General features: G+C 69.2%; 28 protein-coding genes and 1 tRNA gene. 9 read left to right on the forward strand and 20 right to left on the reverse strand.

All coding sequences use genetic code 11. From position 1 onward, the window contains the following. Nucleotides 1–172: 172 nt before the first annotated feature. The 5 genes from ACH34W_RS17315 to bcp all read right to left on the reverse strand — a co-directional run bounded on the left by ACH34W_RS17315 (nucleotide 173) and on the right by bcp (nucleotide 3,855). Nucleotides 173–1,090 (reverse strand): anti-sigma factor RsbA family regulatory protein, encoded by a 918-nt coding sequence (locus ACH34W_RS17315; RefSeq protein ID WP_395961912.1) that lies wholly within the window; start codon nucleotides 1,088–1,090, stop codon nucleotides 173–175. Then, nucleotides 1,087–2,007: an MEDS domain-containing protein gene (locus tag ACH34W_RS17320; RefSeq protein ID WP_395961913.1), complete on the reverse strand. Its 921-nt coding sequence runs from the start codon at nucleotides 2,005–2,007 to the stop codon at nucleotides 1,087–1,089. The genes ACH34W_RS17315 and ACH34W_RS17320 overlap by 4 nt, the downstream gene beginning before the upstream one ends. A 104-nt stretch (nucleotides 2,008–2,111) precedes the next feature. Further along, a complete protein-coding gene (locus ACH34W_RS17325) occupies nucleotides 2,112–3,065 on the reverse strand; it encodes an anti-sigma factor RsbA family regulatory protein (protein ID WP_395961914.1) in 954 nt (317 codons plus the stop codon). 165 nt (nucleotides 3,066–3,230) lie between these two features. Next, nucleotides 3,231–3,315: transfer RNA gene (locus ACH34W_RS17330), tRNA-Leu, on the reverse strand. A 72-nt stretch (nucleotides 3,316–3,387) separates the two neighbouring features. Then, entirely contained in the window at nucleotides 3,388–3,855 is a 468-nt protein-coding gene (bcp, locus tag ACH34W_RS17335; RefSeq protein WP_395961915.1) for a thioredoxin-dependent thiol peroxidase, read from the reverse strand. A gap of 118 nt (nucleotides 3,856–3,973) precedes the next feature. On the opposite strand from bcp, the gene ACH34W_RS17340 reads away from it, so the two are divergent. Next, the gene (locus tag ACH34W_RS17340; protein WP_395961916.1) at nucleotides 3,974–4,276 is read left to right on the forward strand and encodes a DUF3618 domain-containing protein; all 303 of its coding nucleotides are present in this window, start codon (nucleotides 3,974–3,976) and stop codon (nucleotides 4,274–4,276) included. Here the strand turns inward: ACH34W_RS17340 and ACH34W_RS17345 are convergent. The 7 genes from ACH34W_RS17345 to ACH34W_RS17375 all read right to left on the reverse strand — a co-directional run bounded on the left by ACH34W_RS17345 (nucleotide 4,230) and on the right by ACH34W_RS17375 (nucleotide 11,735). Next, complete coding sequence (locus ACH34W_RS17345) at nucleotides 4,230–4,487, reverse strand: zf-HC2 domain-containing protein (RefSeq protein ID WP_395961917.1); 258 nt, start codon at nucleotides 4,485–4,487, stop codon at nucleotides 4,230–4,232. The genes ACH34W_RS17340 and ACH34W_RS17345 overlap by 47 nt on opposite strands. 33 nt (nucleotides 4,488–4,520) lie before the next feature. Next, on the reverse strand, nucleotides 4,521–5,807 hold the full coding sequence (locus ACH34W_RS17350) for a glycoside hydrolase family 4 (RefSeq protein ID WP_395961918.1): 1,287 nt from the start codon (nucleotides 5,805–5,807) through the stop codon (nucleotides 4,521–4,523). 46 nt (nucleotides 5,808–5,853) lie between these two features. Next, the gene (locus tag ACH34W_RS17355) at nucleotides 5,854–6,978 is read right to left on the reverse strand and encodes a carbohydrate kinase family protein (protein ID WP_395961919.1); all 1,125 of its coding nucleotides are present in this window, start codon (nucleotides 6,976–6,978) and stop codon (nucleotides 5,854–5,856) included. Next, nucleotides 6,975–7,691: an SIMPL domain-containing protein gene (locus ACH34W_RS17360; RefSeq protein WP_395961920.1), complete on the reverse strand. Its 717-nt coding sequence runs from the start codon at nucleotides 7,689–7,691 to the stop codon at nucleotides 6,975–6,977. The genes ACH34W_RS17355 and ACH34W_RS17360 overlap by 4 nt, the downstream gene beginning before the upstream one ends. Nucleotides 7,692–7,761: 70 nt before the next feature. Continuing rightward, entirely contained in the window at nucleotides 7,762–8,946 is a 1,185-nt protein-coding gene (locus ACH34W_RS17365; RefSeq protein ID WP_395961921.1) for an amino acid deaminase/aldolase, read from the reverse strand. Between the two features lie 82 nt (nucleotides 8,947–9,028). Then, the gene (locus ACH34W_RS17370; protein WP_395961922.1) at nucleotides 9,029–9,973 is read right to left on the reverse strand and encodes an alpha/beta hydrolase family esterase; all 945 of its coding nucleotides are present in this window, start codon (nucleotides 9,971–9,973) and stop codon (nucleotides 9,029–9,031) included. Nucleotides 9,974–10,007: 34 nt separating this feature from the next. Further along, nucleotides 10,008–11,735: a BTAD domain-containing putative transcriptional regulator gene (locus ACH34W_RS17375; RefSeq protein ID WP_395961923.1), complete on the reverse strand. Its 1,728-nt coding sequence runs from the start codon at nucleotides 11,733–11,735 to the stop codon at nucleotides 10,008–10,010. Between the two features lie 170 nt (nucleotides 11,736–11,905). Here ACH34W_RS17375 and ACH34W_RS17380 point away from each other — a divergent pair, with 170 nt between their 5' ends. After that, a complete protein-coding gene (locus tag ACH34W_RS17380; RefSeq protein ID WP_395961924.1) occupies nucleotides 11,906–12,691 on the forward strand; it encodes a hypothetical protein in 786 nt (261 codons plus the stop codon). A gap of 59 nt (nucleotides 12,692–12,750) precedes the next feature. Here the strand turns inward: ACH34W_RS17380 and ACH34W_RS17385 are convergent, their stop codons facing one another. Beyond that, nucleotides 12,751–14,124 carry an MFS transporter gene (locus tag ACH34W_RS17385; protein ID WP_395961925.1) on the reverse strand — a complete coding sequence of 458 codons (1,374 nt, stop codon included), beginning with the start codon at nucleotides 14,122–14,124 and terminating at the stop codon, nucleotides 12,751–12,753. Between the two features lie 90 nt (nucleotides 14,125–14,214). On the opposite strand from ACH34W_RS17385, the gene ACH34W_RS17390 reads away from it, so the two are divergent. Beyond that, the gene (locus ACH34W_RS17390) at nucleotides 14,215–15,015 is read left to right on the forward strand and encodes a helix-turn-helix domain-containing protein (protein WP_395961926.1); all 801 of its coding nucleotides are present in this window, start codon (nucleotides 14,215–14,217) and stop codon (nucleotides 15,013–15,015) included. A gap of 133 nt (nucleotides 15,016–15,148) precedes the next feature. Then, nucleotides 15,149–16,297, forward strand: a complete 1,149-nt coding sequence (locus tag ACH34W_RS17395; protein WP_395961927.1) for an epoxide hydrolase family protein — start codon at nucleotides 15,149–15,151, stop codon at nucleotides 16,295–16,297. Between the two features lie 48 nt (nucleotides 16,298–16,345). Here the strand turns inward: ACH34W_RS17395 and ACH34W_RS17400 are convergent, their stop codons facing one another. Continuing rightward, nucleotides 16,346–17,134: an oxidoreductase gene (locus ACH34W_RS17400; RefSeq protein WP_395961928.1), complete on the reverse strand. Its 789-nt coding sequence runs from the start codon at nucleotides 17,132–17,134 to the stop codon at nucleotides 16,346–16,348. A gap of 106 nt (nucleotides 17,135–17,240) precedes the next feature. On the opposite strand from ACH34W_RS17400, the gene ACH34W_RS17405 reads away from it, so the two are divergent. The 4 genes from ACH34W_RS17405 to ACH34W_RS17420 all read left to right on the forward strand — a co-directional run bounded on the left by ACH34W_RS17405 (nucleotide 17,241) and on the right by ACH34W_RS17420 (nucleotide 18,918). Further along, entirely contained in the window at nucleotides 17,241–17,819 is a 579-nt protein-coding gene (locus ACH34W_RS17405; RefSeq protein ID WP_395961929.1) for a TetR/AcrR family transcriptional regulator, read from the forward strand. A gap of 86 nt (nucleotides 17,820–17,905) precedes the next feature. Continuing rightward, on the forward strand, nucleotides 17,906–18,364 hold the full coding sequence (locus ACH34W_RS17410; protein WP_395961930.1) for a carboxymuconolactone decarboxylase family protein: 459 nt from the start codon (nucleotides 17,906–17,908) through the stop codon (nucleotides 18,362–18,364). Nucleotides 18,365–18,451: 87 nt separating this feature from the next. Beyond that, a complete protein-coding gene (locus tag ACH34W_RS17415) occupies nucleotides 18,452–18,727 on the forward strand; it encodes a Scr1 family TA system antitoxin-like transcriptional regulator (RefSeq protein WP_395961931.1) in 276 nt (91 codons plus the stop codon). Then, a complete protein-coding gene (locus ACH34W_RS17420) occupies nucleotides 18,724–18,918 on the forward strand; it encodes a DUF397 domain-containing protein (protein WP_395961932.1) in 195 nt (64 codons plus the stop codon). Before ACH34W_RS17415 ends, ACH34W_RS17420 begins: the two co-directional genes overlap by 4 nt. On the opposite strand, the gene ACH34W_RS17425 is transcribed toward ACH34W_RS17420, so the two are convergent. Further along, nucleotides 18,915–19,997 carry a helix-turn-helix domain-containing protein gene (locus tag ACH34W_RS17425; RefSeq protein WP_395961933.1) on the reverse strand — a complete coding sequence of 361 codons (1,083 nt, stop codon included), beginning with the start codon at nucleotides 19,995–19,997 and terminating at the stop codon, nucleotides 18,915–18,917. The two genes, ACH34W_RS17420 and ACH34W_RS17425, sit on opposite strands and share 4 nt — an antisense overlap. A gap of 73 nt (nucleotides 19,998–20,070) precedes the next feature. On the opposite strand from ACH34W_RS17425, the gene ACH34W_RS17430 reads away from it, so the two are divergent. Then, nucleotides 20,071–20,979 carry an LLM class flavin-dependent oxidoreductase gene (locus ACH34W_RS17430; RefSeq protein ID WP_395961934.1) on the forward strand — a complete coding sequence of 303 codons (909 nt, stop codon included), beginning with the start codon at nucleotides 20,071–20,073 and terminating at the stop codon, nucleotides 20,977–20,979. 43 nt (nucleotides 20,980–21,022) lie between these two features. Here ACH34W_RS17430 and ACH34W_RS17435 read toward each other — a convergent pair whose 3' ends face one another. From ACH34W_RS17435 to ACH34W_RS17455, 5 genes are all read right to left on the reverse strand, one after another. After that, a complete protein-coding gene (locus tag ACH34W_RS17435; RefSeq protein ID WP_395961935.1) occupies nucleotides 21,023–22,237 on the reverse strand; it encodes an MFS transporter in 1,215 nt (404 codons plus the stop codon). Between the two features lie 61 nt (nucleotides 22,238–22,298). Next, entirely contained in the window at nucleotides 22,299–23,261 is a 963-nt protein-coding gene (locus ACH34W_RS17440) for a sigma-70 family RNA polymerase sigma factor (RefSeq protein WP_395961936.1), read from the reverse strand. A 255-nt stretch (nucleotides 23,262–23,516) separates the two neighbouring features. Then, complete coding sequence (locus tag ACH34W_RS17445) at nucleotides 23,517–24,605, reverse strand: MBL fold metallo-hydrolase (RefSeq protein ID WP_395961937.1); 1,089 nt, start codon at nucleotides 24,603–24,605, stop codon at nucleotides 23,517–23,519. A 121-nt stretch (nucleotides 24,606–24,726) separates the two neighbouring features. Next, on the reverse strand, nucleotides 24,727–25,752 hold the full coding sequence (locus ACH34W_RS17450; protein WP_395961938.1) for an LLM class flavin-dependent oxidoreductase: 1,026 nt from the start codon (nucleotides 25,750–25,752) through the stop codon (nucleotides 24,727–24,729). A 51-nt stretch (nucleotides 25,753–25,803) separates the two neighbouring features. Continuing rightward, nucleotides 25,804–26,124 carry a DMT family transporter gene (locus ACH34W_RS17455; protein ID WP_395961939.1) on the reverse strand — a complete coding sequence of 107 codons (321 nt, stop codon included), beginning with the start codon at nucleotides 26,122–26,124 and terminating at the stop codon, nucleotides 25,804–25,806. Nucleotide 26,125: the final 1 nt, after the last annotated feature.

Here is a 26,125-nt window from a genome sequence, read left to right on the forward strand (position 1 = left end):
GCTTGAGGGCCTTCCCTCACCCCCGCCCAGCCACCCTGTCAACGGAGAAGCCGCGCGTGAAACCCTCCACGGCGGTCTCTGCGTCGAGTTCCAGCCTACGTCCAGCGCGCCACGGCGTGTAGCGGGACCCTCACGGCCTTTTACCGGTATTTGAGACGGCCGCACGATGATGTCACCGTCGTACGTGCAGGCGGACGAACGTGCCGTCCCAGCCGGCCTTCAACTCCACGAGGTCAACCAGCAGCCGGACGGTCCACAGACCGAACCCACGCTGGAGCGCCGACTCCGGCGGGAGGAATCCGGTCAGCGGATCGGCGCGCCAGAACCCGTTGTCGGCGATCTCGCAGATGAGGTCGCGGTCGTCACTCCACATCCACAACCCCATCGGCGGGATGCCGTGCCGGACGGAGTTGGCCGCCACCTCGTTGACCGCGGTCACCAGAGTGCGCGCGGCGTTGGTGTCGAGCCCGTGCTGGACGGCGCGTTCCCCGACGAAGGCTCGGATGTCGTGCAGGTCGTCGCTCTCGATCGTCCGGTATTCCGCGTGGGGTGGCCGGACCAGCTGGATCAGGCTGTTGCAGTCGTTGCCGAAATCCACGGGCGTGACATAGGAATCGTTGTCCCGCGTTCCGCCGTCCTGCGCGAACTTCGGGTGGGTCCGGCGAGCATGCTCGATGATCTCGTGCGGCAGCACGGTCTGGTCGTACGGGCACAACGCCGACGCGCCGGAGTGCTTGAACGCCTCGTTGATGAGCGACTCGTACCGCGCCCACTCCCGGGTCTCGCGCGGAGACCGGCCATGCCAGACCGGCTCGGCCAGCGCCCGCACGGTGCGGGGCCGAGCGCCCTGGACGATGCCCTGGTAGTCGCGCAGCGTGCGGACGGGATGTTGGTAGAACTTCTCCGAGGGAAAGAAGCCCACGCCCTTGCCGTCGTCACCAAGCACATCGCGCACCGCGTTCATCCCGGTCTCCCGGACGACCACGACGACCTCTTCGTCCTGCTCCAACCCCTGGCGCAGCCACGGTACGGCGGTGTCCAGGAGTTGCTGGAGCTCGCCGTACATGAACGCCCTGTGCTCCAGTGTCATGAGGCCATTCCTCCCGCGTCGGGGAAGGGGCGTTTTTGGCCGGGGGCCAGGCCGGGCAGCCGCTGCCAGCCCACCATCCTGATCACGTTCTCCACGTCGTGCGGCAGATGGTCCAGCACGAGCCCGTCCTTGGTGGGCAGGCCGGTCGCGTGATGGGTCAGCAGATGGAGCCCACCGAGGTCGATGAAGCGCAGCCGCGAGAAGTCCAGATGGATCCGTCGCCGTTCGTAGGTGACCAGCGACAACTTCTCCGAGAACACCGCGTGCCGCGCGGCGTCCAGTTCGCCCTCGACCCGCAGACCGTGTGGCTCGAATGTGCGGACGATCCGCAGGATCCCGTCGTCGAATTCGGGATTCACTTCCACGAGGACCTCGTGAGTGTCGCGTAGGGCGACGAGCTCGTCCGGGGGACACGCGTGCTTGTCCACCTGGCAGATCGCCATCGCCATGGTGCTGGGCGAGACCGTCTCGCCGAACTGGTGCTCGCAGCCCAGCATCTGGGAGAGATCGGACCGGCCGGGCTCGTTGATCACCCAGCTGAAGTCCGTGGTGAGACGCACGGCGCGGAAGCCCTGGTCGAACGCCTCGTCGACCTCCCGCTCCAGCGTCCGCAACATCCGGTCAGGATCGAACCGCCCACGTCCGCCGAGACATGCGCGCTCGCGCGGAATGACCCGCAGTTGCCTGGTATCGGCGAAGGCGCACAACTCGAAACCGTGCCTCGGTCGCACACCGGGCAACCGGTCGGGAGGAGCATCCGTCACGTAGACGACCTTCTCCTCCGTGGCGAGCCCGTCGTACACGAAGTCCCCAATGATGTGTGCGCGTTCTTCTTCGCCGGAGAAAGCCAGCCACGCGTGATCGCCAGGTCGTATGGCGTTCACAGATCGTCGTGCGGCGGGGAACCAGCTGTCCATGGCCTGCCCATCAAGGTTGGCGTGGATCTGTCCAGCGTACGCCGCCGGATAAGATTTGGAAGCCCTTTGCACAGAGTCCCTTACGCAGCGTTCCACCCCCATGGTCACACCCCTACTACTGCGGGCACGCTCGGTAGGCCCAGCCGAAGGCGCACGGTCGTCCCGCCATTGCCCGTGCGGATTTGCACGATCGAACAGAGCAGCCGCACCGCCCACAGACCAAAGCGGCCAGGCCCGTCAGCCCGCGGTGGAAGCAGCCCGAAACCGGAATTCTCCGTCCAGAACCCGTCGTCCTTGACCTCGCACACGAGCTCTCCGGGCTCCATCCACATACGGAGGACGATCGGTGGCGCGCCATGCCGCAGCGCGTTGGTCACGACCTCGGTGACCGCGACCAGCAACCGCTGCAAGTCCTCTTCGGCGAGCGGAGTGCGCCGTGCGTAGTCCGTCACCCAGGCCCGCAGCCAGAACAGATCGGGCCGCACGATGTCGAGCCTCTCGGCCCTCGCGGGCGCATCGGGCAGCGCCTCCTGGTCGCACATGGCGCTGTAGGTCCACGGGTCGACATAACTCGGGTTGTCGAGCGCCTGATCGCCGCGCAGCGTCTCCGGATGGGTCCGCCGCGCGGCCGCGACGACTCCGGCGGGCAGCGTGCGCGCGTACGGGCACAGGATCGCGGCGCCGGTCTCCGCGAACGCCACGTTGACGATCGCCTCGACCCGCTGCCACTCCAGGACCTCCAGCGGCCCCCGCCCGGTCCAGGCCGGCTCGCCCAGCACCCGCAGCCGCCGCCCCTGCTCGCGCAGCCGGTCGGCGTCACCCAGGCAGTCGGCGAGCGTCCGCGACGGATGCGCGTACCACTGGTTGGCCTCGACGAACTCCACCTCGCCCGCCGCAGGCCCCAGCGCATCGCGCAGCACCACCTCGCTGCCGAGACTGGTGACCACCAGCACCCGGTCGCCCGCATCGATTCCCGCAGTGAGGAACGGCACGGCTCCGGCCAGGAAGTCGTCTACCCCATCGTAGGGAAGCACGCGATGGGAGAAGGTTTCGCTCACGGTGCCCCACCTGCGTCGTGATCACAGTGCCACCGCCCGCTCACGGATACGAACGGACGAACCCAGCGTAAGCCGACCGCTCGACCGTCGCCGAGAGCGTTTTTCAGATGATGATGAGTAACCCCGCCCTATCCGGCGATACGCCGGGAACGGCTGTTTCGTGAGTGCGGACGGGGGGACTCGAACCCCCACGGTGTCTCCACCAACAGGACCTAAACCTGCCGCGTATGCCTGATTTCGCCACGTCCGCCAGCTTTCGGGTGTCTTGCGCCCGAAGCCTTGCCCTTAGATCTTAGAGGCCGAGATCCATCGAGGATGGACGTCAGAGGTCGAGGTCGCGGCGGAGGCGGTCGACGTGGCCGGTGGCCTTCACGTTGTAGTACGCCTTCTCGATCTTGCCGTCGCCGTCGATGATGAAGGTGGAGCGGATGACGCCGACGACGAGCTTGCCGTAGAGCTTCTTCTCGCCGTACGCGCCGTAGGCCTGGAGGACCTTGGCCTCGGGGTCGGAGAGGAGGGGGAAGGTGAGGCCCTCCTTCTCGCGGAACTTGGCGAGCTTGGCGGGCTCGTCGGGGGAGACGCCCACGACGGCGACGCCTGCGGCGTCGAGGTCGGCGAGGTTGCTTTGGAAGTCGACCGACTCCTTGGTGCAGCCCGGGGTCATCGCGGCGGGGTAGAAGTAGAGGATCGCGCGGCGGCCACGCAGGGAAGCGAGGGCGACGGGGTTGCCGTCTGCGTCGGGAAGCTCGAACTCGGGGGCGACGTCGCCTGGCTGCAGCCGCTCAGACACGGGGATCCGCCTTTCGCTTGGAGGTCAGGTCCACCGTACCGGCTGGGGTAGGGCGGCGTTCGCGCGGCAGACCTGACAAGATATGCGGATCATGCGTTGCTGACGATGGGAACACGGCATGGCTGACAGGCGCGACCCGGAGGCGCTGGAGCGGGAGATCGAGCGCACCCGCCTGGAGCTCGCACGCACGATCGACGAGCTTGCGGACCGGGTCAGTCCGCGGAACGTGGCGGAGCGGGGCAAGGCGCGCCTCAAGGAGGAGGCCGAGCAGGTCGCCAAGACCGCCCGGTCGTTCCTCTACACGGAGGAGCCCAAGGACGGCGAGCCCGGGCAGATCAACCCCAAGGTCGTCGTGATCGGCGTGGGTGTGGCGCTCACCTTGACGGCTCTTGCCCTCGTGAAGCGGCGCAAGCGCCGCTGAACCGCTTGGCGAAGGCGCCGGACCGCGATCTGCGGCCGGCGCCTTTGCGCGTCCGGGCGAGGACGCGGACGACGTCCTGCAGCTCGCTCAGCTCGGCCTGGCAGGACGCGCACATGGGCAGGTGCGCGCGCAGGTCGGCGGCCTCTGGGCCGGTGAGTTGGCCCAGGGCGTACACGCCGAGATCGAGCTGGTAGCCACAGATTCCTTGCACATCCTTGGGTACGGGGCGCGCCCGTGTCTTCGTTCAGCTGAATTGAGGAAGGTGTGCGCGGTGCGCGGCGAGACCTTCGTCGAGGATTTTCTCCGCGGTTTTCTTGCTGGTCACGAAGGGGTGCGCCATCAGGGCCTGGAGGGCGAGCTGGCGGGATCCGGTCACGGCGGCGTCGGAGGCCAGCCGCTCGTATTCGTGGATCGACTGGGTGAGGCCGCGGACGGCGCGGGGGAGCGGACCCTGCGCGAGTGGAACGGGGCCCGCGGCGGTGAGGAGGGAGGGCACTTCGACGATCGCCTCGGGCGGGAGGGAGGAGATCGCGCCGTTGTTGGTGGTGTTGACGATGACCCGGCGGCTCTCGTTCCGGTGGAGCGTGCAGATCACGTCGATGGCGAACTCGCCGTGCTTGCCGCCGCCGCGTTCCCGGCTGGGGTCGGGGTCGGGCTTGGTGGACTCCTCGGCGATCTGGGCGAAGAACCTGGGCAGCATCGCCTGGATGTCTTCGGAACGCGTGGTGCCTTTGGCGCGGAGCTCTTCGACCACCTGGTCGTGGAAGAAGTAGTACTTGGAGTAGGAGTTGGGCAGGAAGCCGAGGGCCTTGGCGAGCTCGGCCATGCGGGAGGGATCGCGCCACGGGGTGGCTCCGCCGCCGGGGATCTCCAGGTCGCCGAGGAGTGCCGGGAGGTCGATCTCCTTGCCGTCCAGGCGTACGCGTTCGGCCCAGGTGGCGTGGTTGAGTCCGATCCAGTCGACTTCGAGGCGTTCGTAGGGGAGGCCCAGCAGCTGGGCCCACATCTCGGTGTCGCCTACGAACTGGTCGCAGAGTCCGATGATGCGGATGCCGGTGTTGCGGGTGACGGCGTCGGTGACGATGTTCGTCGGGTTGGTGTAGTTGACGATCCACGCGCTGGGTTCGGCGTGCGCGGCGATCTCCAGCAGGACGGGGATGGAACGGCAAGCCATCATGAACCCGCCAGGGCCTGCGGTTTCCTGCCCGACCACGCCGTGCTTGAGCGGGATCGACTCGTCGAGGTGGCGGGCCGCCATGCCGCCGGGCCGGAACGTGGTGAGGATGTAGGCGGCGCCGTCGAGGGCGGGCTTGAGGTCGGTGTGGGTCGTGATGGTGAACGTGGCGGGTTCTGTTGTGGCGGAGCGTGCTGTGAACATGTTGGTCGCGAGGCGCGCCATGAGAGCCAGGTTGCCGGCGTCGATGTCGTGGAAGGCGAGCTCGGCCCCGGCCAGGTCGTCCGCGCGGTGCAGCAGGCCGCGGATGACGCCGGGCATGTAACCGCTGCCGGCTCCGATGATCGCGATCTTCATGGTCACCTCAGTGTCAGCCTCGGTGTCGGTCTACCTCAGTGTCGGTCTATCTCAGTGTCGGCTCGGCGCGGGTCACGGAGTCGGGCCCGCGCTCCAGCTCGGCCTCGGGGATGTAGGGGACGATGAAGGCGTACCGTTCCAGGACCTCCGCGGGCACCTCGCCGGTCTCGCCGAACGCCGCGATCTCGCCCCAGCAGGGTGCGCCGAGGGAGCCGCTGTAGTGCCGGACGGACAGTCCCGCGCAGAGGTTGGCGAACGAGAGCCGCTGGCCGAGGGGCCAGCCCGCGAGCGTGCCGAAGACGAAGCCGGCGGCGAACACGTCGCCCGCCCCGGTCGGGTCGAGGGCGTCGACGGGCAGGGCGGGTGCGGCGGCGCGTTCACCCGTCGTGGAGTCGATGGCGATGGCGCCGCGCGAGCCCTGCTTGACGACGACGACCGGCACGCGCGCGGCCAGCGCCTCCAAGGCTGCCTCGGGGGTGCGGGTGCGGGTGTAGGCCATCGCCTCGACCGCGTTGGGCAGGAAGACGTCCACGTGCCGGAGCCGGTCGAGCACGTCGGTGGACCAGGTCTCGGTCGGGTCCCAGCCGAGGTCGGCGAAGACGAGCGCGCCCTTGTCGCGCATCGCGAGGGCCCAGTCCGGGACCGCCCGGTCGATGTCGATGAAGCAGGTGGCGGCCTTGGGGAGGTCACTGACCAGGTTGTCGGCGGGCATCGGCAGCGGCTTGGTGTAGGTGACCATGCTGCGGTCGGCCGCGTACGCCAGCGAGACGGTGACCGGCGTGGACCAGCCGTTGACCTTGCGGGACCAGCTCAGGTCGACGTCCTCCTGCTCGGACAGCGTGCGCCAGAGGTACGCGCCGAACATGTCGTCGCCGAACGCCGCCGCGAGGCCGGTGCGGAGGCCGAGGCGGCTCATCGCCACCGCGATGTTGGCGATGCCGCCGGGTGCCGAGCCGAGCCCGTCGGTGACCAGCTCGGTGCCGGGAGGCGGCAGGCCGGGCAGCCCGGTGAAGATCATGTCCATGAAGACCTGGCCGGTCAGGAAGACGTCCAGATGCCCGGTATCGAGACCGCGCAGGCCGGGCGGGACGCCGGGACCCCGTTCGGCGCAAGGATCTTCCAGCGACGGCTCCGGAGGCGCGCCCGGCGCTCCGGTCGTCCCGGCCGTCATGGTGCCTCCAGGTCTGATGCGGCGCCTGGCGCCTCCAGATCGGGTGCGGTGGCACGGAAGCGCGCCTCGACGGCGGCGCGGACGGTCTGGGTCTCGGGCTCCAGATCGATCGCCTCCGGCGCGCCGGCGTCGGCCGCTCCGCCGAATCCCGGCCCGGCCGCCATCACCGCGTACTCCTGGGCGCCGCGGTCCCGGCCCGGATCTGTGGTGAGGCCCTCGTCCGCCAGCTCCACCAGCCCGGTGAGCCGGGAGCCGAGCGCCTCGGCGTAGCTGCGGGCCCGGGACACGGCCTCGTGCGCCGCCTGCCGCGCGGCGTCCTTGTAGACCTGGCTGTCGCGGCGGAGCTCCCAGTAGGGCCCGTTCACGTAGGTACGTTCCAAGTCGCCCAGGCGCGTCACCAGCTCGCCCAGGACGGTGAAGTCGACGACCGTGATCTTGATCCAGACCGTGCCCTGGTAGGCCCGGATGTCGCCCTCCCGCCGCCGGTACTTCAGCAGCGGCGTGATCGAGAGCCCGCCCGTTTCGAGCTTCTCGATCGCTTCCCCGTATGACTTGACCAGGTCGAGGCAGTGCTGGTTGCGCTCGACGAGCCGGTCCAGCGCCTTGCGCCGGTCGCTCTCCTGGGTCTGCACATGCACGTGGAGACGTGCGATCTCCGGCTCGACCTCCAGCACGGCCTCGCCACGCACGCTGATCAACGGTGCGTCGGTCATAAGGGCCAACTTAACCGGTCCAGCTCCGATCCGGTCATTGTCGGACGAGGTTAGGACGGGGTCGAAATCATCACAGGAAGGTGCGGCCCTCGCCGCGGTAGGTGGGCACGGTGCGGATATGCCGTTCGCCCTCGATCAGGTGCAGCGCGTCGAAGCGTTCGCACAACTCACCGGCCTTGGTGTGGCGGAACCAGACACGGTCGCCGAGCCGCAGGAGGTCGGCGGAGTCGCCGAGGAGCGGCGTCTGCACCTCGCCGGCGCCCTCGTTCGAGTCGAACGAGAGTCCCGTGGGCAGGTACGGCTGCGGCAGGCGGATCTCGTCACCGGGCCCGGACGCCAGATAGCCGCCGCCCAGGCACGTCACGACCCCTGGGCCGGGGCGCCGCACGACGGGCAGCGCGAACAGCGCGGCCGGCCGGCCATGGAAGTTGGAGTAGTAGTCGAAGAGGTGCGGCTGGTAGAGCCCGGAGCCCGCCGCGACCTCGGTGACTGCGCGTTCGGCGGCGGTCTTCTCGACGCTGCCGGTGCCGCCGCCGTTGACGAATTCGAGGTCTGTCAGTTCGCGTACGGCCTTGACGATGGCGGCGCGGCGGCGGGCCAGTTCCAGGCGCGAGCGCTTCTGCATGGCACGGATCGTGCGGGCCATGGCGGGCTTGCCGGGCGGGACGTCGCCGACGCCCGCGATCTGCGACTCGTACGCCATGAGGCCGACGAGATCGAGCCCGGGACGCTTGAGCACCGACTCGGCCAGCCCGCGGACCTGGTCGGGGCTGTGCAGCGGCGATCGCCGCGCCCCGACCCTGATCTTGCCGCCGAGCGCCCAATAGGAGGCGTCGATGTCGATGCAGACCCGGATCGGGCGACCCTCGGCACATTCCTCGATCAGGTCGAGATGATCGGCCGAGTCGACCATGATGGTGATCGTCGCAGCCGCGTGGTCGTCCGCCGCAAGGGTGCGCAGAGCGGTCCGGTCGGCGGTGGGGTAGGCGACGAGGATGTCGTCGCTGAGCCCGTGCTCCGCCAGCCAGAGAGCCTCGGGCAGGGTGAACGCCATGATCCCGGCGAAGCCGTCCATCGCCAGGACCTCGTCCAGGAGCGCGCGGCACCGCACGGATTTGCTCGCCACCCGGATGGGCTTGCCCGCGGCGCGGCGGACGAGATCGGCGGCGTTGGCGCGGAACGCCTGGAGATCGACGACCGCGAAGGGCGCCTCGAGGTCGGCGGTGGCGGCGTCGTAGCGCTCTCGGAGGTTCATACCAGCCAGGTTGCCACAGAAAACGCTAGATGTGAAAGTTCTTCATGTCTGGATCTGGGGTCAATCTGAGGTCAGTGGTGGACTAGCCCTGCGGATGGGCCGCGAAGAAGTCCCAGAGCGTCCGGCTCGCCCCTGCGGGCCAGCTGTGCGTGCCTCCCAGGATCTTGCAGAACGTCACCTCGGCCCCGCGGGTTCCCTTGCCGGTAGAACTGCATTCTGCCCCGCCTTGGGCGCGAACGCCCTGGCGCATCTCGGGCAGCCTTCCGGCCTTGCGCCAGAAGTCCACGGCGTACGAGACCGGCGGGAATCCCCGGCTGTCGTTGAAGTCCCGGCGCCCACCCCCGTTGAACGGCACGCTCCGGTCGGCGGTCCCATGGAGGATCATCGCCGAGACCGGGCGGCCGGGCTCGCACGAGGTGACCAGGGCGCCCTCGACCACCCCGATCCCGGCCACCTTGTCCGGCCGTTCGCAGGCCATCCGGTACGCCATGCCCGCGCCGTTGGAGAACCCCGATACGTACACCCGCTTGGGATCGGCCAGCCCGGCGTCGGTCAGCTTGTCGATCAGCTTGCTCAGGAAGTCCACGTCCTTGATGTCGCCGAGCTTGGCGGCGCCGCAGCAGCCTCCGGCGTTCCACGTGGTCATGAAGCCGTTCGGGTAGGCGACCAGGAAGCCCTTGTCGTCCGAGACCTTGTCGAATCCGGTCAGGGCCCTGAAGCCGTTCATGTTGGAGAGCCCTCCGTGCAGCGCCAGGACGAGGGGCAGCGGCTTGGCCGGCTTGCCGTTCCGCCACTTGCCCTTGGTGAGCTTGGGCGGGACGTGGAGGAGGTACTCGCGGTGGCCGGGCGTGCCGACCTCCAGCTTCTGCTTGTGCGTGCCCGTGGCGGTCGGGATGCCCGCGACCTCTGCGGGCCGCTTGTCGTCGGCGGCCTTCGTGCCCTTGCCGCCGCCGCCCTCCTTGGTCTTCTCCGTGCAACCGGCGAGCACGAGGGTGGCCGCGAGTGCGAGGAGCAGGATTCGCCGCATGGGTGCGAATTTAACCTCTTATGTCAATCGCAAACTACCGGCCGGTAGCCGACGGGCCTGGGTCTGGCTCTGGATCTGGTTCGGCGGGGATGGCGATCAGGACCTCGTGCAGCGCCCGGACGACATGGGCCGGCAGCAGGCCCTGCACGATCAGGTCCTCGGTGGAGGCGAAGGGCCCCTTGCCCTTCCGTACGGCCACGATGAGCATCGCCTGGTGCGGGCCGACCCCGGGCAGGTCCGCCAGGACCTCCCGGGGGGCGTCGTTGACATCCACCAGCCCGCCGTCGTCGAACATGCGCGACAGGTCCGGCCGCCCGACCCGGAGCCGCCGCGCGATCTCGGGATGATCTCGGATGAGCCCCCGCGCCTGCTCGCGACGCGTTCGCCGCTCCACGAGTTCGATCAGAACGGGATCGATGCGCCCGAGGTCCGTCGCTCGTTCCGGATCAGACGGGCCGTCCGGGCCGGACGACATCAGTCCCACGATGTGCGCCGCGGAGCCGAACATCGCCACAAACCACGCGACCATCATCGGCACGTCCCAGGGCGACGCCGCCTCGGCGTCTGTGTGCAGCGCCACGGCTAGGAAGACCGCCTGTGCGGCGAGGTAACCGGCCGCCGCGAAGCCCAGCGGCACGCTGCGGCGGCGGGCGGCGAAGTAAGCGATCACGGCCCAGCCGATGGTCCCGCAGGTGATCACCGGTATCGAAGCCACGAGCAGCCTCAGCGGCCAGGAGGGCGAGTCGCGCCCCGTCCGGGGCGGCCCCGAGGGCGCTGTGGCGTCTCCGTCGACCGGAGGAGGCCACGAGGCCGACGTGGGTGGCGCGTGGGCGGGCGTGGGTGGCGCGTCGGCGGGCGCGGGCCTGGACACCGGACCTGAGGACGCCAGGCCGGGGGACGCCGGACCGGACGACGCCGGACCGGACGACGCCAGACTGGACGACGCGGGACTGGACGTGGACGCGGCAAGGCGGCCGAGGGCCGGGTCGGAACGCAGGATGCCGAGCTGCAGTTGCTGGAGCCGCTCGCCGGGTTCGACGCCGAACTCCTCGGTCAGGAACGTACGCGCGTCGCGGTAGGCGGCGAGCGCCTCCGCTTGCCGTCCGCAACGGTAGAGCGCGAGGATCAGCAGATATCGCAGCTGCTCGCGCAATGGGAAGTCGGCGACCAGGCGGGTGAGCTCCGGCACCAGTTCCGCGTGGCGTCCCAGTTCGAGTTCGATCTCGGCGCATGCCTCCAGCGCGGACGCCCGCTCGTCGCCGAGGTGGACGCGGGCCGTGTCGAAGACCGGCCCCTTGAGCCCAGCCAGGACGTCCTCCCGCCAGATCGCCAGCGCCGCGCGTAACTGGGCGGCGGCCTCCGCCGCGTTTCCGCCGTCGCGGACGGCCAGCGCGTGCCGGACCTGGCGCTGGAACACCTCGGCGTCCAGGCCGCCCGGATCCACCTTCAGCGCGTAGCCGGCCGGGGTCAGGGTGAGTAACTCACCCGGCGAACGCGGCGAACGGCCCGGTTCGAGCACCCGCCGCAGGCCGGCGACGTACTTCTGGACGACGTTGGCGCCGTTGTCGGGCGGGTCGTCTCCCCAGACGGCGTCCACGATCGCCGGGACCGAGACGGGACGTCCGGCGTTCACCAGCAAAACAGCCAGGACGGCGCGTTGCTTGCCCGGGCCCAGCTCCAGTTCGTCGTCGTCACGCCAGGCGCGCAGCCGTCCCAGGATCTCGAAGCGGAGCGACCCGGCGGCAGCGGAGCCCTCGGTCACGAACAACCCCCCTCAGCGGCCCGACCGCAGTCGTCCGGCAGCGCGGGCGCAGTGACCGCAGCATATCGACAGTGATTGCGCACAGGGGTCCAGGACGCTCACCGGTGACGGAAAGCGGCCAAAACGCGCACAGGTCAGCAACGCGCACAGGTCAGCAACAGGGGGAAGCGATGCGCACTAACAGGACGTTCAGGTCGGCACTGGTGGTGTCGGCGGCACTCGGGCTCACGCTCACCGCCACGGGGTGCAACTCGGACTCGAAGGACGGCAGCGGCTCGGTCCGCCCGGCGAGCCCGGCGACTTCGGTGAGCCCGGCCGGAAGCCCGGCGGCGCCCGCGAACGGCATCGAGAAGCAGAGCGCGCAGAAGATTCTCGCCGCCGCCCGCAAGGCGACGGCGTCCGCCGCCAGCCTTCGCATCAAGGGCCAGATCAAGGAGGGCGGCCAGACCATCGGCCTCGACTTCAGCTACTCCGGGAAGCAGGCGGCGATCGGCGAGCTCAGCATGGACGGCCAGCGGGTGGCTATGACCCGCATCGGGTCGGCCGTGTACGTCAAGCCTGACGACAAGTTCCTGCAGAAGATCGGCGGGAAGGGCGCCGTGCAGACGCTGAGCGGCAAGTACCTCAAGACCAAGCCCGGCGACAAGGACTTCGCCGACATCGTCACTTTCACCACCCTGCCCAAGGTCGTCACCGGGATCCTGACGGCCGAGGGAACTCCGGCCAAGGGGGAAGTGGCGCAGCTTGAGGGGCGCCCGGCGATCGCACTCACCGACAGCGGCAGCGACAGCGGCAAGCTCTACGTGTCCACCGTTGGCGAGCCCTACGCCCTTCGCCTCGACGGCGGCGCGGAGGGCCGGATCGACTTCCTCGACTACAGCAAGGCGGTCACCGTACAGGCCCCGCCCAGCAACCAGGTCGTGGACATCTCATCCCTGAAGGGGGCCGGAGGCTAGGCGGGTACTGCGACTACGGCGGGCCCGCCGACTCGACTAAGGCGGGCCCGCCGAGTCAACTAGGCCAAGCTCGCCGACCGCACCCGCTGAGCGCAGAGGGCGCCGATCACGAGCAGCCCGGTGATCGCGGCCACGACGCGTACGAGGCCGTCGGCGGAGGCCGGCGCGGCGAAGTACACGCTGCCCAGCCCCGCGACCGCCGTCACGCTCGCCAGGAGGGGGCCGGTGGAGTTGAGCGCGGACACCGCCGAGGCGAACCGCGTGTCCACCAGGGACGAGACCTGGGCGATCAGCGGGCTGTACCCGGCGGCGTGGCCTGCCCCGGCGATCGCGAGGATCGGTACGGAGACCAGTCCCGGCCACTCCGTGCGTGCGAGCAACGCGATCGTGGCCGCTCCGGCGCCGAACGCGACAGGTCCGAGCAGAGGAAGCACGTTCTGCAGGCGGGGGTGGAAACGGTTCCAGCTCAGGCTGAGCGAGCCGAATCCCACGGCATAGGGAACGAACGCCACCCCCGCCTCGAACGGGGTGAAGCGCAGCGCCGACTGCAGGTGCAGGGTCAGCGTGAGCAGGAAGACGGTGTAGCAGCCCATGATGATCCAGCAGGCGGCCAGACCCGGCTTCACTCCTACAGGCCGTAGCGCCTTCGGATCGAGAAGCGGCTGCCGCGCCTTCGACTCGTACCGGACGAAGGCCGTGAACAGGATGGCGCCACAGCAGAGTGAGATCCACGCCCATACGGGCCAGCCGTTGTCCGGGCCGAAGATGAGCGGTGCGGTGAACGCCGTCATGGCGACGGTCAGCACGGCCACACCGGCGAGATCCAGCCGGGGTGTGTCGTCCGATCGCGCCCCGAGCAGGACGCGCGGCCCGATCGCCAGCAGCACGACGCCGATCGGGATGTTGATGAGAAAGACGGGTCGCCAGCCGAGGCCGAAGAGGTCGGCGCCGACGACGAGCCCGCCGACGATCTGGCCGAGCGCGACGCCGAGCGCGAGCACCATGCTGTAGATGCCGATGGCTCTCCGCCGGGCCGCGCCCTCCCAGTGCAACTGGATGAGCGAGAAGACCTGCGGCATCAACAGCGCGGCTCCGACGGCTTGGGCGACCCGCGCGACCACCAGGATGGCGGCGTTCGGCGCCAGGCCGCAGAGCAGCGACGCCACGGTGAACCAGCCCAAGCCGAGCAGGAACGCTCGCCGGTGCCCAAGGATGTCGCCTAGCCGGGCGCAGGTCACCAGGAGCACCCCGGTTGTCAGGAGGTAGCCGGACACGATCAGCTGGATCGCCGCACCGCCCGCGTCGAGATCCGCCCGGATGGTCTGCGCCGACACCGAGACGATCGACCCGTCCATGGACGCCATCACCTGTCCGGCGAGCAGCACGGCCAGCATCGGACCCCGGCGCACCGTCGCGGTCGCAAGTGTGATCATGCCCCAGAGCATCACCAGGTCCGGAGCCCCGGGTCTTGAAGAAATATGCGGCCCGCCGGAATGTCAGTGTCACCCCGTAGGGTCACGCTCGTGCGTACTGCCCAGGTGGTGGCCCAGACCCCGCACTTCGTGATCCACACGGTCGAGTGTGCGGACGACCATGCCCGGTGGTCCAAGCCGGAGCTGACGGTCGCCACGCAGATCATCCTGGTCCGCCGGGGACGCTTCCGGGTCTCCTCCCGGGGCGGCGAGGTGATGGTCGACCCCACCGTCGGCTACCTGCACGGCCCTGGAGAGGAGGAACGCTTCTCCCATCCGGCAGGCGGCGACAGCTGCACGTCCATCACGTTCACCGCAGGCGCCCTGATCGACGACCTTTGGCCAGATCCCTTCGGCGGCTCGCCCATGTCACCGGCCGTGCTGGTGGACCCGCAGCTGGAGCTCGCTCACCGGCTGTTGCCGCGCTCTCTTGACGACCCTGGGTTCGGCGGCGCCGAGGCGGTGCTCGACCTGCTCACGCTGGCGCTCCGCGGCCGTGGAGGCGCCCCTCACCGGCACGGGCCCGGCCGTGCCGGTCTGGCCGAACGCGCCCGCGAGGCGATCGTCTCAGTCGAGCCGCAGGCGGCCGATCTGGTGGGCCTGGCCCGGCTGCTGGAGACCTCGCCGTCGCACTTGAGCCGGACGTTCCGGCACCACATCGGCATGACCGTGAGCCGCTACCGCAACCGCGTGCGCGTCAGCCACGCGCTGGCCGCCATCGAGGCCGGGGAGACCGACCTCGCCGCCCTCGCGTTCTCTCTTGGTTTCAGCGACCAGGCACACTTCAGCCGAGTCATGCGCGACGAGCTCGGTCACACCCCCGGTCGCGTCCGGACGCTGCTGGCCGCCTGAGCTGGCCTTGACTGGCCAGGTTGGCCGGCGAATCGAGCCCTACCATCGACTCATGCTCACACAACGGAGTGGAACGGAATCATTCGTTCCGATATTACCGGAGCAAATCATTCCGTTCAACGAGAGGTCGTAAATGTCTGAGATCAAGCCGTTCCGCATCGAGATCGCGCAGGCCGACGTGGACGATCTGACCAGCCGGCTCGCCCGCACCCGGTGGGCCGACGAGCTGCCCGCCGAGGAGGTCGCGGGCAAGGTCGAGGGCGTGCCGGCACCGCCCGGCTGGGAGTACGGCGTCCCGCTGTCGTACGTCCAGCGGCTGGTCGCGCGCTGGCGTGACGAGTTCGACTGGCGCGAGCAGGAGGCCAGGCTCAACGAGTACCCGCAGTTCACCACCGAGATCGACGGGCAGAACATCCACTTCGTGCACGTGCGGTCACCCGAGCCGGACGCGACCCCGCTGATCCTCACGCATGGCTGGCCCAACACCTTCGTGGAGTATCTGGGTCTGGTCGCCGAGCTCACCGACCCGCGCGCGCATGGGGGCGACCCGGCCGACGCGTTCCACGTCGTGATCCCGTCGATCCCGGGCTTCGGCTTCTCCGGCCCGACCAGGAGCCGTGGCTGGAACGCCGCGCGCACCGCCAAGGCCTGGGCCGAGTTGATGAGCCGCCTCGGCTACGAGCGGTACGGCGTGCACGGCAACGACGCGGGCGCCATCGTGGGGCCGCTGCTGGGCGAGGCCGACAAGGAGCACGTCGTCGGCGTACACGTCAACCAGATCTTCTCGTTCCCGCGTGGGGACGAGGGCGAGTTCGAGGGGCTCGCGCCGGAGGACTACCAGGCGCTCCAGTTCGGGCAGGCCTTCGTCGAGCACGCGATTCACGACAAGTCGCAGCAGGCGCAGCCGCAGACGCTCGCGCACGCCCTGTCCGACTCGCCTGCGGGCCAGCTCGCCTGGATCGGGCAGTTGTTCGGGGACGCCCTGGATCCCGACGACGTCCTGATCAACGCGTCGATCTACTGGTTCACCAACACCTCGGCCTCGTCGGCGCGGTTCTATTACGAGAACCACCACTCGGAGCTGCCGTCGGAGCCGACGACCGTTCCGATGGGGCTGGCCGCGTTCGCCTACGACTTCAAGGCGCCGCGCAAGTTCGCCGAGCGCGACCACTCCAACATCGTGCACTGGAACGAGTACGAGCGCGGCAGCCACTGGGCCGCGCACGACGCCCCCGACCTGCTCATCGGCGACCTCCGCGAGTTCTTCCACAAGCTCGGCTGAGAATGCCTGTCGCTGAGGCCCCCCGGTTTCGGAGGGCCTCAGTGGCGGTCAGGCGGTCTTGATGGTGCCGCCGTCGATGCGCACGTCGGTGCCGCTGATGCTCGCGGCCTGTGGTGAGGCCAGGTAGGTGACGAGTGAGGCGACCTCTGCGGGCTCGATGAGTCGGCCCGTCGTCATGCCGATGGAGCCGGGGAGTGCGGCGAGCAACTGCTCCTGTGTCAGCCCCATCGACTTGGCGAGCTCGGCCCCGTAGCCTGCGGGGTCCTCCCACATCGAGGTACGGACCACGCCGGGCGAGATGGTGTTGACCCGTACGCCCTGCGGCCCGAACTCCTCGCTGAGGGCCTTGCCGAACGCGGTGAGCGCGGCCTTGGCGGTCGTATACGTGACGGGCCCGGAGTGCGGCATGCGGGCACCGGCGGACGACACGTTCACGATGCTCCCGCCGCGTTCCAGCAGGCTCGGCAGGGCGGCGCGGGTGGTGCGGACCGCGCTGAGGAAGTTGAGGTCGAACGACTGCGTCCACTGCTCGTCGTCGAAGCCGAGGAAACCGTCGAGCTGGCCCTCGCCGCTGTCACCGCCGCCGACGTTGTTGACGAGCAGGTCGATGCCGCCGACCTCGCCCGCCGCGCGGGCGACGAGCTCCACCGGGCCTTCCGGTGTGGAGAGGTCGGCGGGCACACAGACTGCTCCGGTGGCCGTCAGCTCGGCCGTGACCGTGCGGGCGCCGGCCACGACGCGCATGCCCTCGCCGATCAGTGCGGTCACGATCGCCAGCCCGATGCCGCGGCTGGCCCCGGTGACGACGGCGGTCCGGCCCTTGAGTGCCATGTCCATGATCAATCCTCGCTATCTGCATCGTTGGCGATGCGGCGAATCTAATACTTGCAACAGTGCTGACGCAAGTAGCGAGGAAAAGGGGACGCTGCTGTAGGGTCTGACCATGAAAATCGGAGGGCGTGCGCTGCGGTCCGATGCGGAACGCACCGTTCGGACGATCCTCGAAGCGGCCGAACGGGTGCTCAGCAAAAACCCGGCGGCGAGCATGGAACAGATAGCCGAGGCCGCAGGCGTCGCCCGGACCACCGTCCACCGCCGGTTCGCGTCACGCGAGGCGCTGGTGGACGCGATGACGGCCTGGGCCACCGAGCAGTTCGCGGCGGCCGTGCACGCCGCGAATCCGGTGACGACCCCGCCCCTGGTCGCGCTCTACCAGGTCACGGCCAACGTGCTGCGGGTGAAGATCGACTGGGGCTTCGCCATGAGCCGGGCCCGGGAAGCAGACCCCGAGGTCGCCCGCGTGCACGCCGAGGCCCTCGAACGCTGCGACGAGATGTTCCGGCGAGCCCAGGAGTCCGGGCTGCTCCGCCCGGACGTCGATCTGACCTGGGCACGCCGCGTCTATTACGCGCTCATCCATGAGGCTGCGCAGGAACGCGACGAGGACGCCGACGCGCTCGCCACCCGCCTGGTGGACACCCTCCTGCGCGGCATCGGCAGCGCTGACCAGCGCCTCAGCTGAACTTCAAAGTTTCTTCACGCAGGCGGTCACACCGTTCCTCCGAGGTTCGTCAGTGCAGTGACCAACCAAAATGAAGGAGCGCAGTGATGGAAGCTCGCATGAAGAACCCCGCCTACGTTCTCCCCGACGCCCTCAAGGGCATCCAGAACATCTTCAAGGGCATCAACTCCAGCGGCCTGTCGCAGGAGATGCAGGAACTGGTCGGCTTGCGGGTCAGCCAGATCAACGGTTGCAGCGCCTGCGTCTACGCCCACGTGCAGAACCTCAACAAAGAGGGGACGAGCGCGGACAAGGTCGCCACGGTCGCAGCCTGGCAGGAGTCACCCTTCTTCGACGACGCCGAGCGCGCCGCCTTCGCCCTCGCCGAGGCCGCCACCCGTATCGCCGACCGTTCAGGTGAAGCCGTCCCGGACGACATCTGGGACGCCGCCGCCGACCACTTCGACGAGCAGGAGCTTTCGGCGGTCATCCTCGTGGTCGCGGTGACCAACATGTTCAACCGTTTGAACGCCACCATCAAGGAGCCCGCAGGCGTTGCCTGGTAGCCCGCCGCCCGGGTCCGCCCCTCGGCGGACCCGGCCGGAGGACTTGCCCGACCGCGCCGCGCCCGGTCCACCAGCCCCTCACACTCAATGATCCCCGGACGATCGGTGGGTACCGGGTGCTCGCTCGGTCGGCGCCGGCACTCCGCACGCGCGACGGGCCATCTGGGCCATGCTCAACCAGGTCGTTGGCGACTGAAGGAACGCGGAATCGCATACAGCGAGGCTCATCTCGGTGGTCGGCTGATCGAGGATCCCGAAGAGATGAGAAAGCTCGACGTGCGCTATGACCTAATACGTGCCAAGGCGCTCTCACAGGAGCAGTCCTTGGAGCTCATCACGGGTGTGAGGGAGCGGATGAGATGACGGTCGAGTGGCGTAAGAGCAGCCGAAGCGCAATCGGGGAAGATTCGAGCTGTGTTGAGCTGGCTCGCGTACACGACACCATGGCCGTTCGTGACAGCAAAGCGCCGAAGGGCGGCTACATCTCGATTGTGGCGGCGGACTGGCGGCGGTTCGTTGGTGCGGTGAAGGTGGATCGGTACGACCTTCGCTAAGGCAGCTCGACCAAGGTTTGCAGGGCTCCGATGAGGCGTGCCGTGTCTTGCTTGCCGAGGGGATCGAGGAAGCGGCGCTCCACGTCCTTGCGTGTTCGTTCGCCTTTGGCGAGTGTGGCTCTGCCCGTGTCCGTCAGCGTCACGATGTTTCTGCGGCGGTCGTGTGTGCTGCGGCGGCGCTGGAGGAACCCCTTCTCCTCCAGAGCGTCGACGAGCGTGACCATGGTGGTCGGGTCGACGCCTAGCTGGCCTGCCGCCTCCATCTGCGAGAGCGGCTCCGGACCTCCGAACAGCGCCAGCAGGGCGAGCTCGCGGCCGTCGATCCCGAGTGGGGTCAATGCTGCGGCTGACTCCTCGACGTGCCGGAGATACGCGTGCTTGAGGAGAAAACCGAGCCGGTCGGCGAACGCCGGTGGGGATGGATCCGAACGGAAAGTCTCTTTCTGATTGGCTGTGGACCTGAAGATCTCGACAAGGTCGTCCCAGGAGACATCGGGAGGCGACAGGTGGAAGTGTGCTCCGGGCGCCCATGCCTCGATCTCCGGAGTGCGGCCGGTGCACACGACGTGGACTGCATCGTCGATGGAGAGGCGCAGCGCGACGGCGCGGTGCGGGGGCTCCAGGTAGAGGCCCGCGAACTCGACGATCCGCGCGTCCAGGCGTGGGGTGGTGGCGAACGTGAGCGGCTTCTCCAGCCATGGCCGCAGCCCGTACCGGCGCCAGACCTCTAGGACGCTGGCCGGTGACAGGTCCAGTTCGCTTGCGAGCAGCCGGGACGAGCAGCGGGATCGGAGTGTGCGCAGGACGATCTCCACGTCGCTGACCGTTCGCGGACGGCCTGTGCGTTCCTGGTCGGCCAGCGCCGCGAGGCCACCCGCCCTGTAGCGGCCCCGCCACAGCCGGACGGTCGGCACGGATGTCGCCGTGCGTTCTGCGATCACTGTGTTGGGCAGGCCGGAGGCCGCCAGGAGCACGATCCTGGCGCGGCGCGCGGGCGTGCCGTCGCCGGGCGCGCCGGCCATCTCTTCGAGCCGGACACGATCTCCGTCCCGCAAGGGGAGGGGAGGCGAGACACGCATGGGTCGAGCATCGCAAATGGAAGAGGTTTTTTCCATCGAGAAATATGGTCGATCAGCGATTTAACCTGGCGGCATGCGAGTGACCTTTGGCGTGAAGACCACGCCCATGCATGTCGACTACGCCGACATTCTGCGTGTCTGGCAGGAGGCCGACGGGATTCCGCAGATCGAGGACGCGTGGTTGTGGGACCACGTGCTTCCCCTAGCCGGGCCGAGGAACGGACCGATCTACGAAGGCTGGACATTGCTCAGCGCGCTGGCCGCACAGACGAACCGCCTGCGCTTCGGGCTGCTGGTGACCAGTAACCGCATCCGGCAGCCCGCCGTTCTGGGCAAGATGGCCTCCACCCTGGATGTGATCTCCCAGGGTCGCCTCATCATGGGCATCGGCGTCGGCGGGACCCACCAGCCGTCAGGCAGCGGCGGGATCGCCGGTGAGAATCCCGCCATCGCCGAGTACGCCGCGTACGGGCTGAGTCTGGTCCCACCGGCAGAGGGGATCGCGCGCCTGGCCGAGACCGTCACGATCCTGAAGCGCATGTGGACCAAAGAGGTCTTCGACTTCGATGGTCGCCACTATTCGCTTAGCGGCACCCGCAACGAACCCAAGCCGGTGCAGAGGCCGGGCCCGCCCATTCTGATCGGCGGCTGGGGAACCAGAACCCTGCGGCTGGTCGCCGAGCACGCCGACATATGGAACATCCCCGGCCCGCCGCACAACAGCGTCGAGCATCTGGCCGAGCGCGCCCGGATACTCGACGCTCACTGTGCCGACCTCGGCCGTGATCCGCACGAGATCACGCGTTCGGTCCAGACGATCGTGTCGTTCGACGACACCCCCGCGGCCGTGACGACAGTGCTCGATCTCATCGACGCAGGCTTCGGGCACATCGTCCTGAGCCTGCGGCCGGGATACCCCAAGGGTGCCGCCCACCGCCTGGCCGACGAGATCATTGACCCGGTCCGTGCCTGCCTCGGCTAAGGGGACCTCCTGGCCGGGCTCGGCCGGGTGCTGCTGGAGCGGCTCATGCGTGCTCGGGGGCTGGCTCTGCGGTTGCCACCGCATCCTCCTCGGCCACGGGTGGCTTGAGGAAGGCGGTGGCCCAGGCGACCACGATGCCGAGCACGGCGATGATCAGGCCGGTGAGCACCGCGGCCGAGGCGGTGGAGCCGCCGATCGCCACGCCGCCGGCGACCGAGCCGAACGCGATGCCCATGTTGGCCGCGGAGGCGGGCAGCGACTGGGCCAGCGTGCCGCCCGGTCCGGCCAGGCTGATCACGCGGTACTGGAGTGAGGGCACCATGCCGAAGCCGAACACGCCATAGACCAGCAGCACCAGCGCCACGAGGAACGCCATCGAGCCGACGAGGTAGAGCGCGAGCAGGGAGCCCGCGAGACCGAGGGACGCGATGATCAGGGTGCGTGCGGCGTTCTGATCGGCGAAGCGGCCGCCGCCGAACGAGCCCACCGCCGTGGCCACGCCGTACGCCAGCAGGAACACGCTGATCATCACACCGGAGATGCCCGTGACGGTTTCCAGGAACGGCACGATGTAGGTCAATGCCGCGTACAGCGCCGCGAACACCAGGAAGGTCAGGAACAGCACGGCGAGCACCCGCGGCGCGAACGCGTGCCTGGCCTGGTCGCCCGCGCCGCCGCCGCTGCCGGGCGCGGAGGGGACCAGCGCCACCGTGGCGATGAGCGCGATCACGCTGAGGACGACGATCGCGGTGAACGAGCCACGCCAGCCGAGCGCTTGGCCGACCAGCGTGCCCAGCGGCACGCCCAGCGCGGCCGACACGGCGACCCCGGAGATGATGATGGAGATCGCCCGGCCTATGCGCTCCGGCGGGACGACCGAGAGGCCCGCGGCGAACGCGGCGGCGATGAACAGGCCCTGCACCGCGCCGGTGACGACGCGCGCCGTGAGGAACAGGGCATAGTCGGCGGTCAGGACCGCGACCAGGTTGCCCAGGATGAACAGGACGAGCGCGCCGACGAGGACGGTCCGCTTGTCCAGTTTGATCGTCAGTGCCGTCAGGATCGGGCCGCCGATGGCCAGCCCGAGCGCGTAAGCGGTCACCAGCGTGCCGGCCGTGGGGATGGAGATCCGGAGGTCGTCGGCAATCAGGTTCAGCACGCCGACAACGAGTAGTTCGGCGCTGCCCAGTACGAACATTCCTACGAACAATGTGGCCAGGACCAGGTTCGCCCTGCCCCGGCTCAGTGTCGCGCTCATATGAATCTTCCTTGCATGGGTGGATGGGCCGCTTGCCCGCGGCCTCTTGTCGACGGTTGGTTCAGGCGGCGAGCGCGGGCGCGAGACCGAATGCCGGTACCAGGCTCGGGTCGTGGAACGCCGTGATGCGGCTGATCCGGTCCCCGATCAGGGTCAGGACCTCGACGCCGTGCGCCTCGTACCGGCCGTCGCCAGCGCGCTTGTAGCCGACGAAGGCAGGCTGGCCGTTCGCGCGGGTGGTCACGATCCGCCACCGGTCCCTGCGCAGGACCCGGCCGGCCAGGAACCCGACGACGGCGTCGCGCCCGGTGAACCAGGTCGGGATCGGCGGCATCTCCAGCTCGACGTCGGCCCGCAGCAGGTTCACCAGCGCGCCGGGATCGGCCCGGGTGAACGCGTCGACATAGGCGTCGAGGAGCGTTCGCTGAGTTTCCTCGTCCGGCTCGGTCAGATCGTCCGCCACCGGCCCGGCCTCGGCCAGGCGCGCCCGGGCGCGGCGGAGGGCGCTGTCGACGGCGGTGGTCGTGGTGTCCAGTATCTCGGCGACCTCGGCCGCCCGGAACGCCAGGACGTCGCGCAACGTGAGCACAGCCCGCTGCCGCGCTGGCAGGAACTGGAGCGCAGCGATGAAGGCGAGCCGCACCCCGTTCCTCGCCGCCACGACCGTCGCCGGGTCGTCGGCGCCCAACAACCGGTCAGGCACCGGCTGAAGCCACGCCACCGACGGCTCGGAGAGAGCCACCGCCACCCGGTGATCGTCCGAGGGCGCGCCCAGCCCCGATGGAAGCGGCCGCCGGGAGCGCGTCTCCAACGCCGTCAGGCAGGTCATGGTGGCGATCTTGTAGAGCCACCGCCGCACCGAGGAGCGGCCCTCGAACCGGTCGAACGCGCGCCACGCCCGCAGGTAGGTCTCCTGCACCAGGTCCTCGGCATCATGGATCGAGCCCATCAGCCGGTAACAGTGCGCGAGCAGCTCAGGCCGGAACGGCTCAGCCAAGGCGGCGAACTCTGCGTTCGTTGGCATCGCGGCTTCTCCTGGGAGTCCGGTGAGGTTCACAGTAGGCGGCGGCTCAGCCGACCGGGCTCAGCCCGGCGACGCGGACCAGCACGTCCCGCGCGAGGGCTTCGTTGGTGACGACGGTGGTCTGGAAGGGATCGGACATTGGGCACTCCGGAGGAGATGGTCGTATCGGTCCGCATCAAGACCATCCGCCGGAGGAAAAACCGTCGCGACAAGGGCTGTGATGTGAGTCACAGACGCCGTGCGGCAGCTTCGACGTCAGACGCGGATGCGCATGAGGTCGTTGCCGACGATGACGCGGCCGTCGTAACCCTTGCGGGCCTTGTGCTTCCAGATGGCGTCGGGCACCAGGCGCTTGTCGCCCGGGGCCAGATGGTTGAGGACGAGCGTCTTGACGCCCGCTTGCTGGGCGAGGGCACCCACCTTGGTGACGTCGGTGTGGCTGTTCTGGTGGTGCTGGATCTGGCCGGGACTCAGGTTTCCAGCGAGCTTGACGATCTGCATGTCGATGACCTCGTGGACGAGCACGTCGGCGCCGCGGGCGAGGGTGACGATGTTCGGGGTGACGGTGGTGTCGCCGCTGAAGACGACCGACCCGTGGGCGGTGTCGAATCGGAAGGCGAACGACGGGAAGACCGGCGGGTGCCGGACGAGGATCGCGCTGACCCTCACCTGATCGTTTGACATCACGGTGAAGGGCCGCATGGCCGGTGCGAGGTCGCCTGTCGGGCTCGCGCCCACGTCGGGGAGCGCGATGTCGTGCGGGCGCACCAGCGTGCGGAGATCGGGCCAGCCTTCGTCGCGCATGCGCAGGTTGAGGTCGTAGGCGGTGGCGGCGATCTGCGCCTGGATCAGGTCGGTCAGGCCAGGTGTGGGGTTCTCGGGGTGGACGACGGGGACCTGGCGTCCGGGCGGGTACGGCGTGGGCAGCGCGCCCGCGCGGCCGGGTCCGTACACGTCGACCGGGTGGGTCATCGGCTTGATCCCGCCGAACCGCAGGAACGGCAGGGTGTACAGGTCGGCGATGTGGTCCGAGTGCAGGTGCGTGATGAAGATCGCGTCGAGGTTCTTGATGGCCAGCCCGGCGCGGTCGAACTGGTCGAACGCGCCGTGACCCAGGTCGATCAGGTGGACCCGCCCGTCGACGACCAGGGCGGAGGAGATCCCTGTCCGGCCCGCCATCGGCACGGGTCCGGCGGCGGTGCCGATGAGCACCAGTTCGGTGCCCTTGCCGAAGGTGGTGGCGCGGGCGGCGGGTGCGGCCGCGGCGCCGACCAGAGGCGTGGTCGCGGCGGCTGCGGCCAGGCGCAGCACCTGGCGTCGATCGGTGTGCGGGCGCTCGGGCATGGGCCTGCCTTTCCCGGAGGGAGAAGTTGATGAGATCATCAGTAATGATGAAGTCATCTGTCAAGGCGGCATGCTGCATCGCCCATCGCCCATCGCCCGTTGCCGCCAGCCGGGGGCCGGCTCAGCTGGCGGTGCGAAGCTTGACGCGGTCGAGCCCCGCGATGCGAGCCAGTCGCCGGTGCGAGTCGAGACGGGCGTCGCGGTCGTACGTGCTGGTGTGCACGAGGATCTCGTCCGCTCCCGTGCGTTCGATGAGGCCTTCGAGCTGCTCGGCGACCTCGTCCTCGGTGCCGTGGACATGGCCGCGCATGGAGTCCTCGAAGACGCGCCGTTCGCGATCGGTCATCTCGCGAGCGAGGATCTCGTCCGGCGGGGAGAGCGGCGGGAACTCGCCGCGCGTCCGGGAGTAGGCGTTCGACCAGGCCTCCGGGACGAGCAGCCGGCGCGCCTCCTCGGTGGAGTCGGCGATCGCCACGGTGCCGGACACGATGACGTACGGGATGCGGCCCTGGAAGTTCGCCCGGTATCTGCGGATCGCCTCGATCATCCGTTCCTCGCCACGCGCGGCTGCGATCACCAGCGGCAGCCCGAAGGCGGCGGCGAGGTCGGCGCCGGATCCGGTGGCCAGGATGTACGCGGGCACGCGCAGGTCGTCGGCGGGCCATGCGTGCACGCCCGGGTGGGCGTCCTGGTCACCGGAGAAATAGCCCAGCAACTCGGTCAGCTGATCCCCGAAGTGGTCGGCGTCGTCCTTGCCGTGCCCGAGCGCGCGCCGCACCCCGCCGGTGAAGCCGACCGATCGGCCCAAGCCCATGTCGATCCGCCCCGGATACAGCGCCTCCAGCACCCCGAACTGCTCCGCGACCACCAGCGGGCGGTGGTTGGGGAGCATCACGCCGCCGGTGCCGACCCGGATCCGCGAGGTGGCCGCCGCGACGGCAGCGGCGAGGACCGTGGGCGCCGAGCCTGCGACGCCGGGGACGCTGTGGTGCTCGGAGACCCAGAAGCGGTGGTAGCCGAACTCCTCTGCCTGTTGCGCGAACTCGACCGTGGCGCGCAGCGCCTCCGGATGGCCCTCGCCCACCCGCGTCCGTGACCGGTCGAGGATCGAGAACCGCGTCGAGCTCAGCGCTGAGGTCATGGTCATTTCAACGCCTCAGAGTCTCCGTCATTCCACCGGTGATGCAGGTCACGCCCTTCATTCGGGGTTGGTCAGGCGGGCCAGCACGACGCCGCCGAGGATGAGGCCGAGGGCGATCGTGCGGCCCACGGTGACCGGGTCCTTGTTGACGACGATGCCGAGGCCGATCGCGCCGACGGCGCCGATGCCGGTGAAGATGGCGTACGCGGTCCCGACCGGGAGGGTCTGCATCGAACGCGACAGAAAATAGACGGCGATCGCGGCGAGCACGAAGCAGAGGAGGGTCGGGAGGGGGCGGGTGAAGTTCTGTGTGGGTTTGATGCTCTGCGACCAGGCGATCTCGACCAGCCCGGCCAGCGCGAGGAAGACCCAGGCCATG

The organism is Actinomadura sp. 6N118 (genome assembly GCF_044326415.1).
Lineage (GTDB): Bacteria > Actinomycetota > Actinomycetes > Streptosporangiales > Streptosporangiaceae > Spirillospora.

Bases quoted from the DNA above. Each gene is read 5' to 3' on its own strand.
- ACH34W_RS17315 (WP_395961912.1), bottom strand. From the start codon at position 1,090: ATGACACTGGAGCACAGGGCGTTCATGTACGGCGAGCTCCAGCAACTC.
- ACH34W_RS17320 (WP_395961913.1), bottom strand. From the start codon at position 2,007: ATGGACAGCTGGTTCCCCGCCGCACGACGATCTGTGAACGCCATACGA.
- ACH34W_RS17340 (WP_395961916.1), top strand. From the start codon at position 3,974: ATGGCTGACAGGCGCGACCCGGAGGCGCTGGAGCGGGAGATCGAGCGC.
- ACH34W_RS17350 (WP_395961918.1), bottom strand. From the start codon at position 5,807: ATGAAGATCGCGATCATCGGAGCCGGCAGCGGTTACATGCCCGGCGTC.
- ACH34W_RS17355 (WP_395961919.1), bottom strand. From the start codon at position 6,978: ATGACGGCCGGGACGACCGGAGCGCCGGGCGCGCCTCCGGAGCCGTCG.
- ACH34W_RS17360 (WP_395961920.1), bottom strand. From the start codon at position 7,691: ATGACCGACGCACCGTTGATCAGCGTGCGTGGCGAGGCCGTGCTGGAG.
- ACH34W_RS17365 (WP_395961921.1), bottom strand. From the start codon at position 8,946: ATGAACCTCCGAGAGCGCTACGACGCCGCCACCGCCGACCTCGAGGCG.
- ACH34W_RS17370 (WP_395961922.1), bottom strand. From the start codon at position 9,973: ATGCGGCGAATCCTGCTCCTCGCACTCGCGGCCACCCTCGTGCTCGCC.
- ACH34W_RS17380 (WP_395961924.1), top strand. From the start codon at position 11,906: ATGCGCACTAACAGGACGTTCAGGTCGGCACTGGTGGTGTCGGCGGCA.
- ACH34W_RS17385 (WP_395961925.1), bottom strand. From the start codon at position 14,124: ATGATCACACTTGCGACCGCGACGGTGCGCCGGGGTCCGATGCTGGCC.
- ACH34W_RS17395 (WP_395961927.1), top strand. From the start codon at position 15,149: ATGTCTGAGATCAAGCCGTTCCGCATCGAGATCGCGCAGGCCGACGTG.
- ACH34W_RS17400 (WP_395961928.1), bottom strand. From the start codon at position 17,134: ATGGACATGGCACTCAAGGGCCGGACCGCCGTCGTCACCGGGGCCAGC.
- ACH34W_RS17405 (WP_395961929.1), top strand. From the start codon at position 17,241: ATGAAAATCGGAGGGCGTGCGCTGCGGTCCGATGCGGAACGCACCGTT.
- ACH34W_RS17410 (WP_395961930.1), top strand. From the start codon at position 17,906: ATGGAAGCTCGCATGAAGAACCCCGCCTACGTTCTCCCCGACGCCCTC.
- ACH34W_RS17415 (WP_395961931.1), top strand. From the start codon at position 18,452: ATGATCCCCGGACGATCGGTGGGTACCGGGTGCTCGCTCGGTCGGCGC.
- ACH34W_RS17420 (WP_395961932.1), top strand. From the start codon at position 18,724: ATGACGGTCGAGTGGCGTAAGAGCAGCCGAAGCGCAATCGGGGAAGAT.
- ACH34W_RS17425 (WP_395961933.1), bottom strand. From the start codon at position 19,997: ATGCGTGTCTCGCCTCCCCTCCCCTTGCGGGACGGAGATCGTGTCCGG.
- ACH34W_RS17430 (WP_395961934.1), top strand. From the start codon at position 20,071: ATGCGAGTGACCTTTGGCGTGAAGACCACGCCCATGCATGTCGACTAC.
- ACH34W_RS17435 (WP_395961935.1), bottom strand. From the start codon at position 22,237: ATGAGCGCGACACTGAGCCGGGGCAGGGCGAACCTGGTCCTGGCCACA.
- ACH34W_RS17440 (WP_395961936.1), bottom strand. From the start codon at position 23,261: ATGCCAACGAACGCAGAGTTCGCCGCCTTGGCTGAGCCGTTCCGGCCT.
- ACH34W_RS17445 (WP_395961937.1), bottom strand. From the start codon at position 24,605: ATGCCCGAGCGCCCGCACACCGATCGACGCCAGGTGCTGCGCCTGGCC.
- ACH34W_RS17450 (WP_395961938.1), bottom strand. From the start codon at position 25,752: ATGACCATGACCTCAGCGCTGAGCTCGACGCGGTTCTCGATCCTCGAC.
- ACH34W_RS17455 (WP_395961939.1), bottom strand. From the start codon at position 26,124: ATGGCCTGGGTCTTCCTCGCGCTGGCCGGGCTGGTCGAGATCGCCTGG.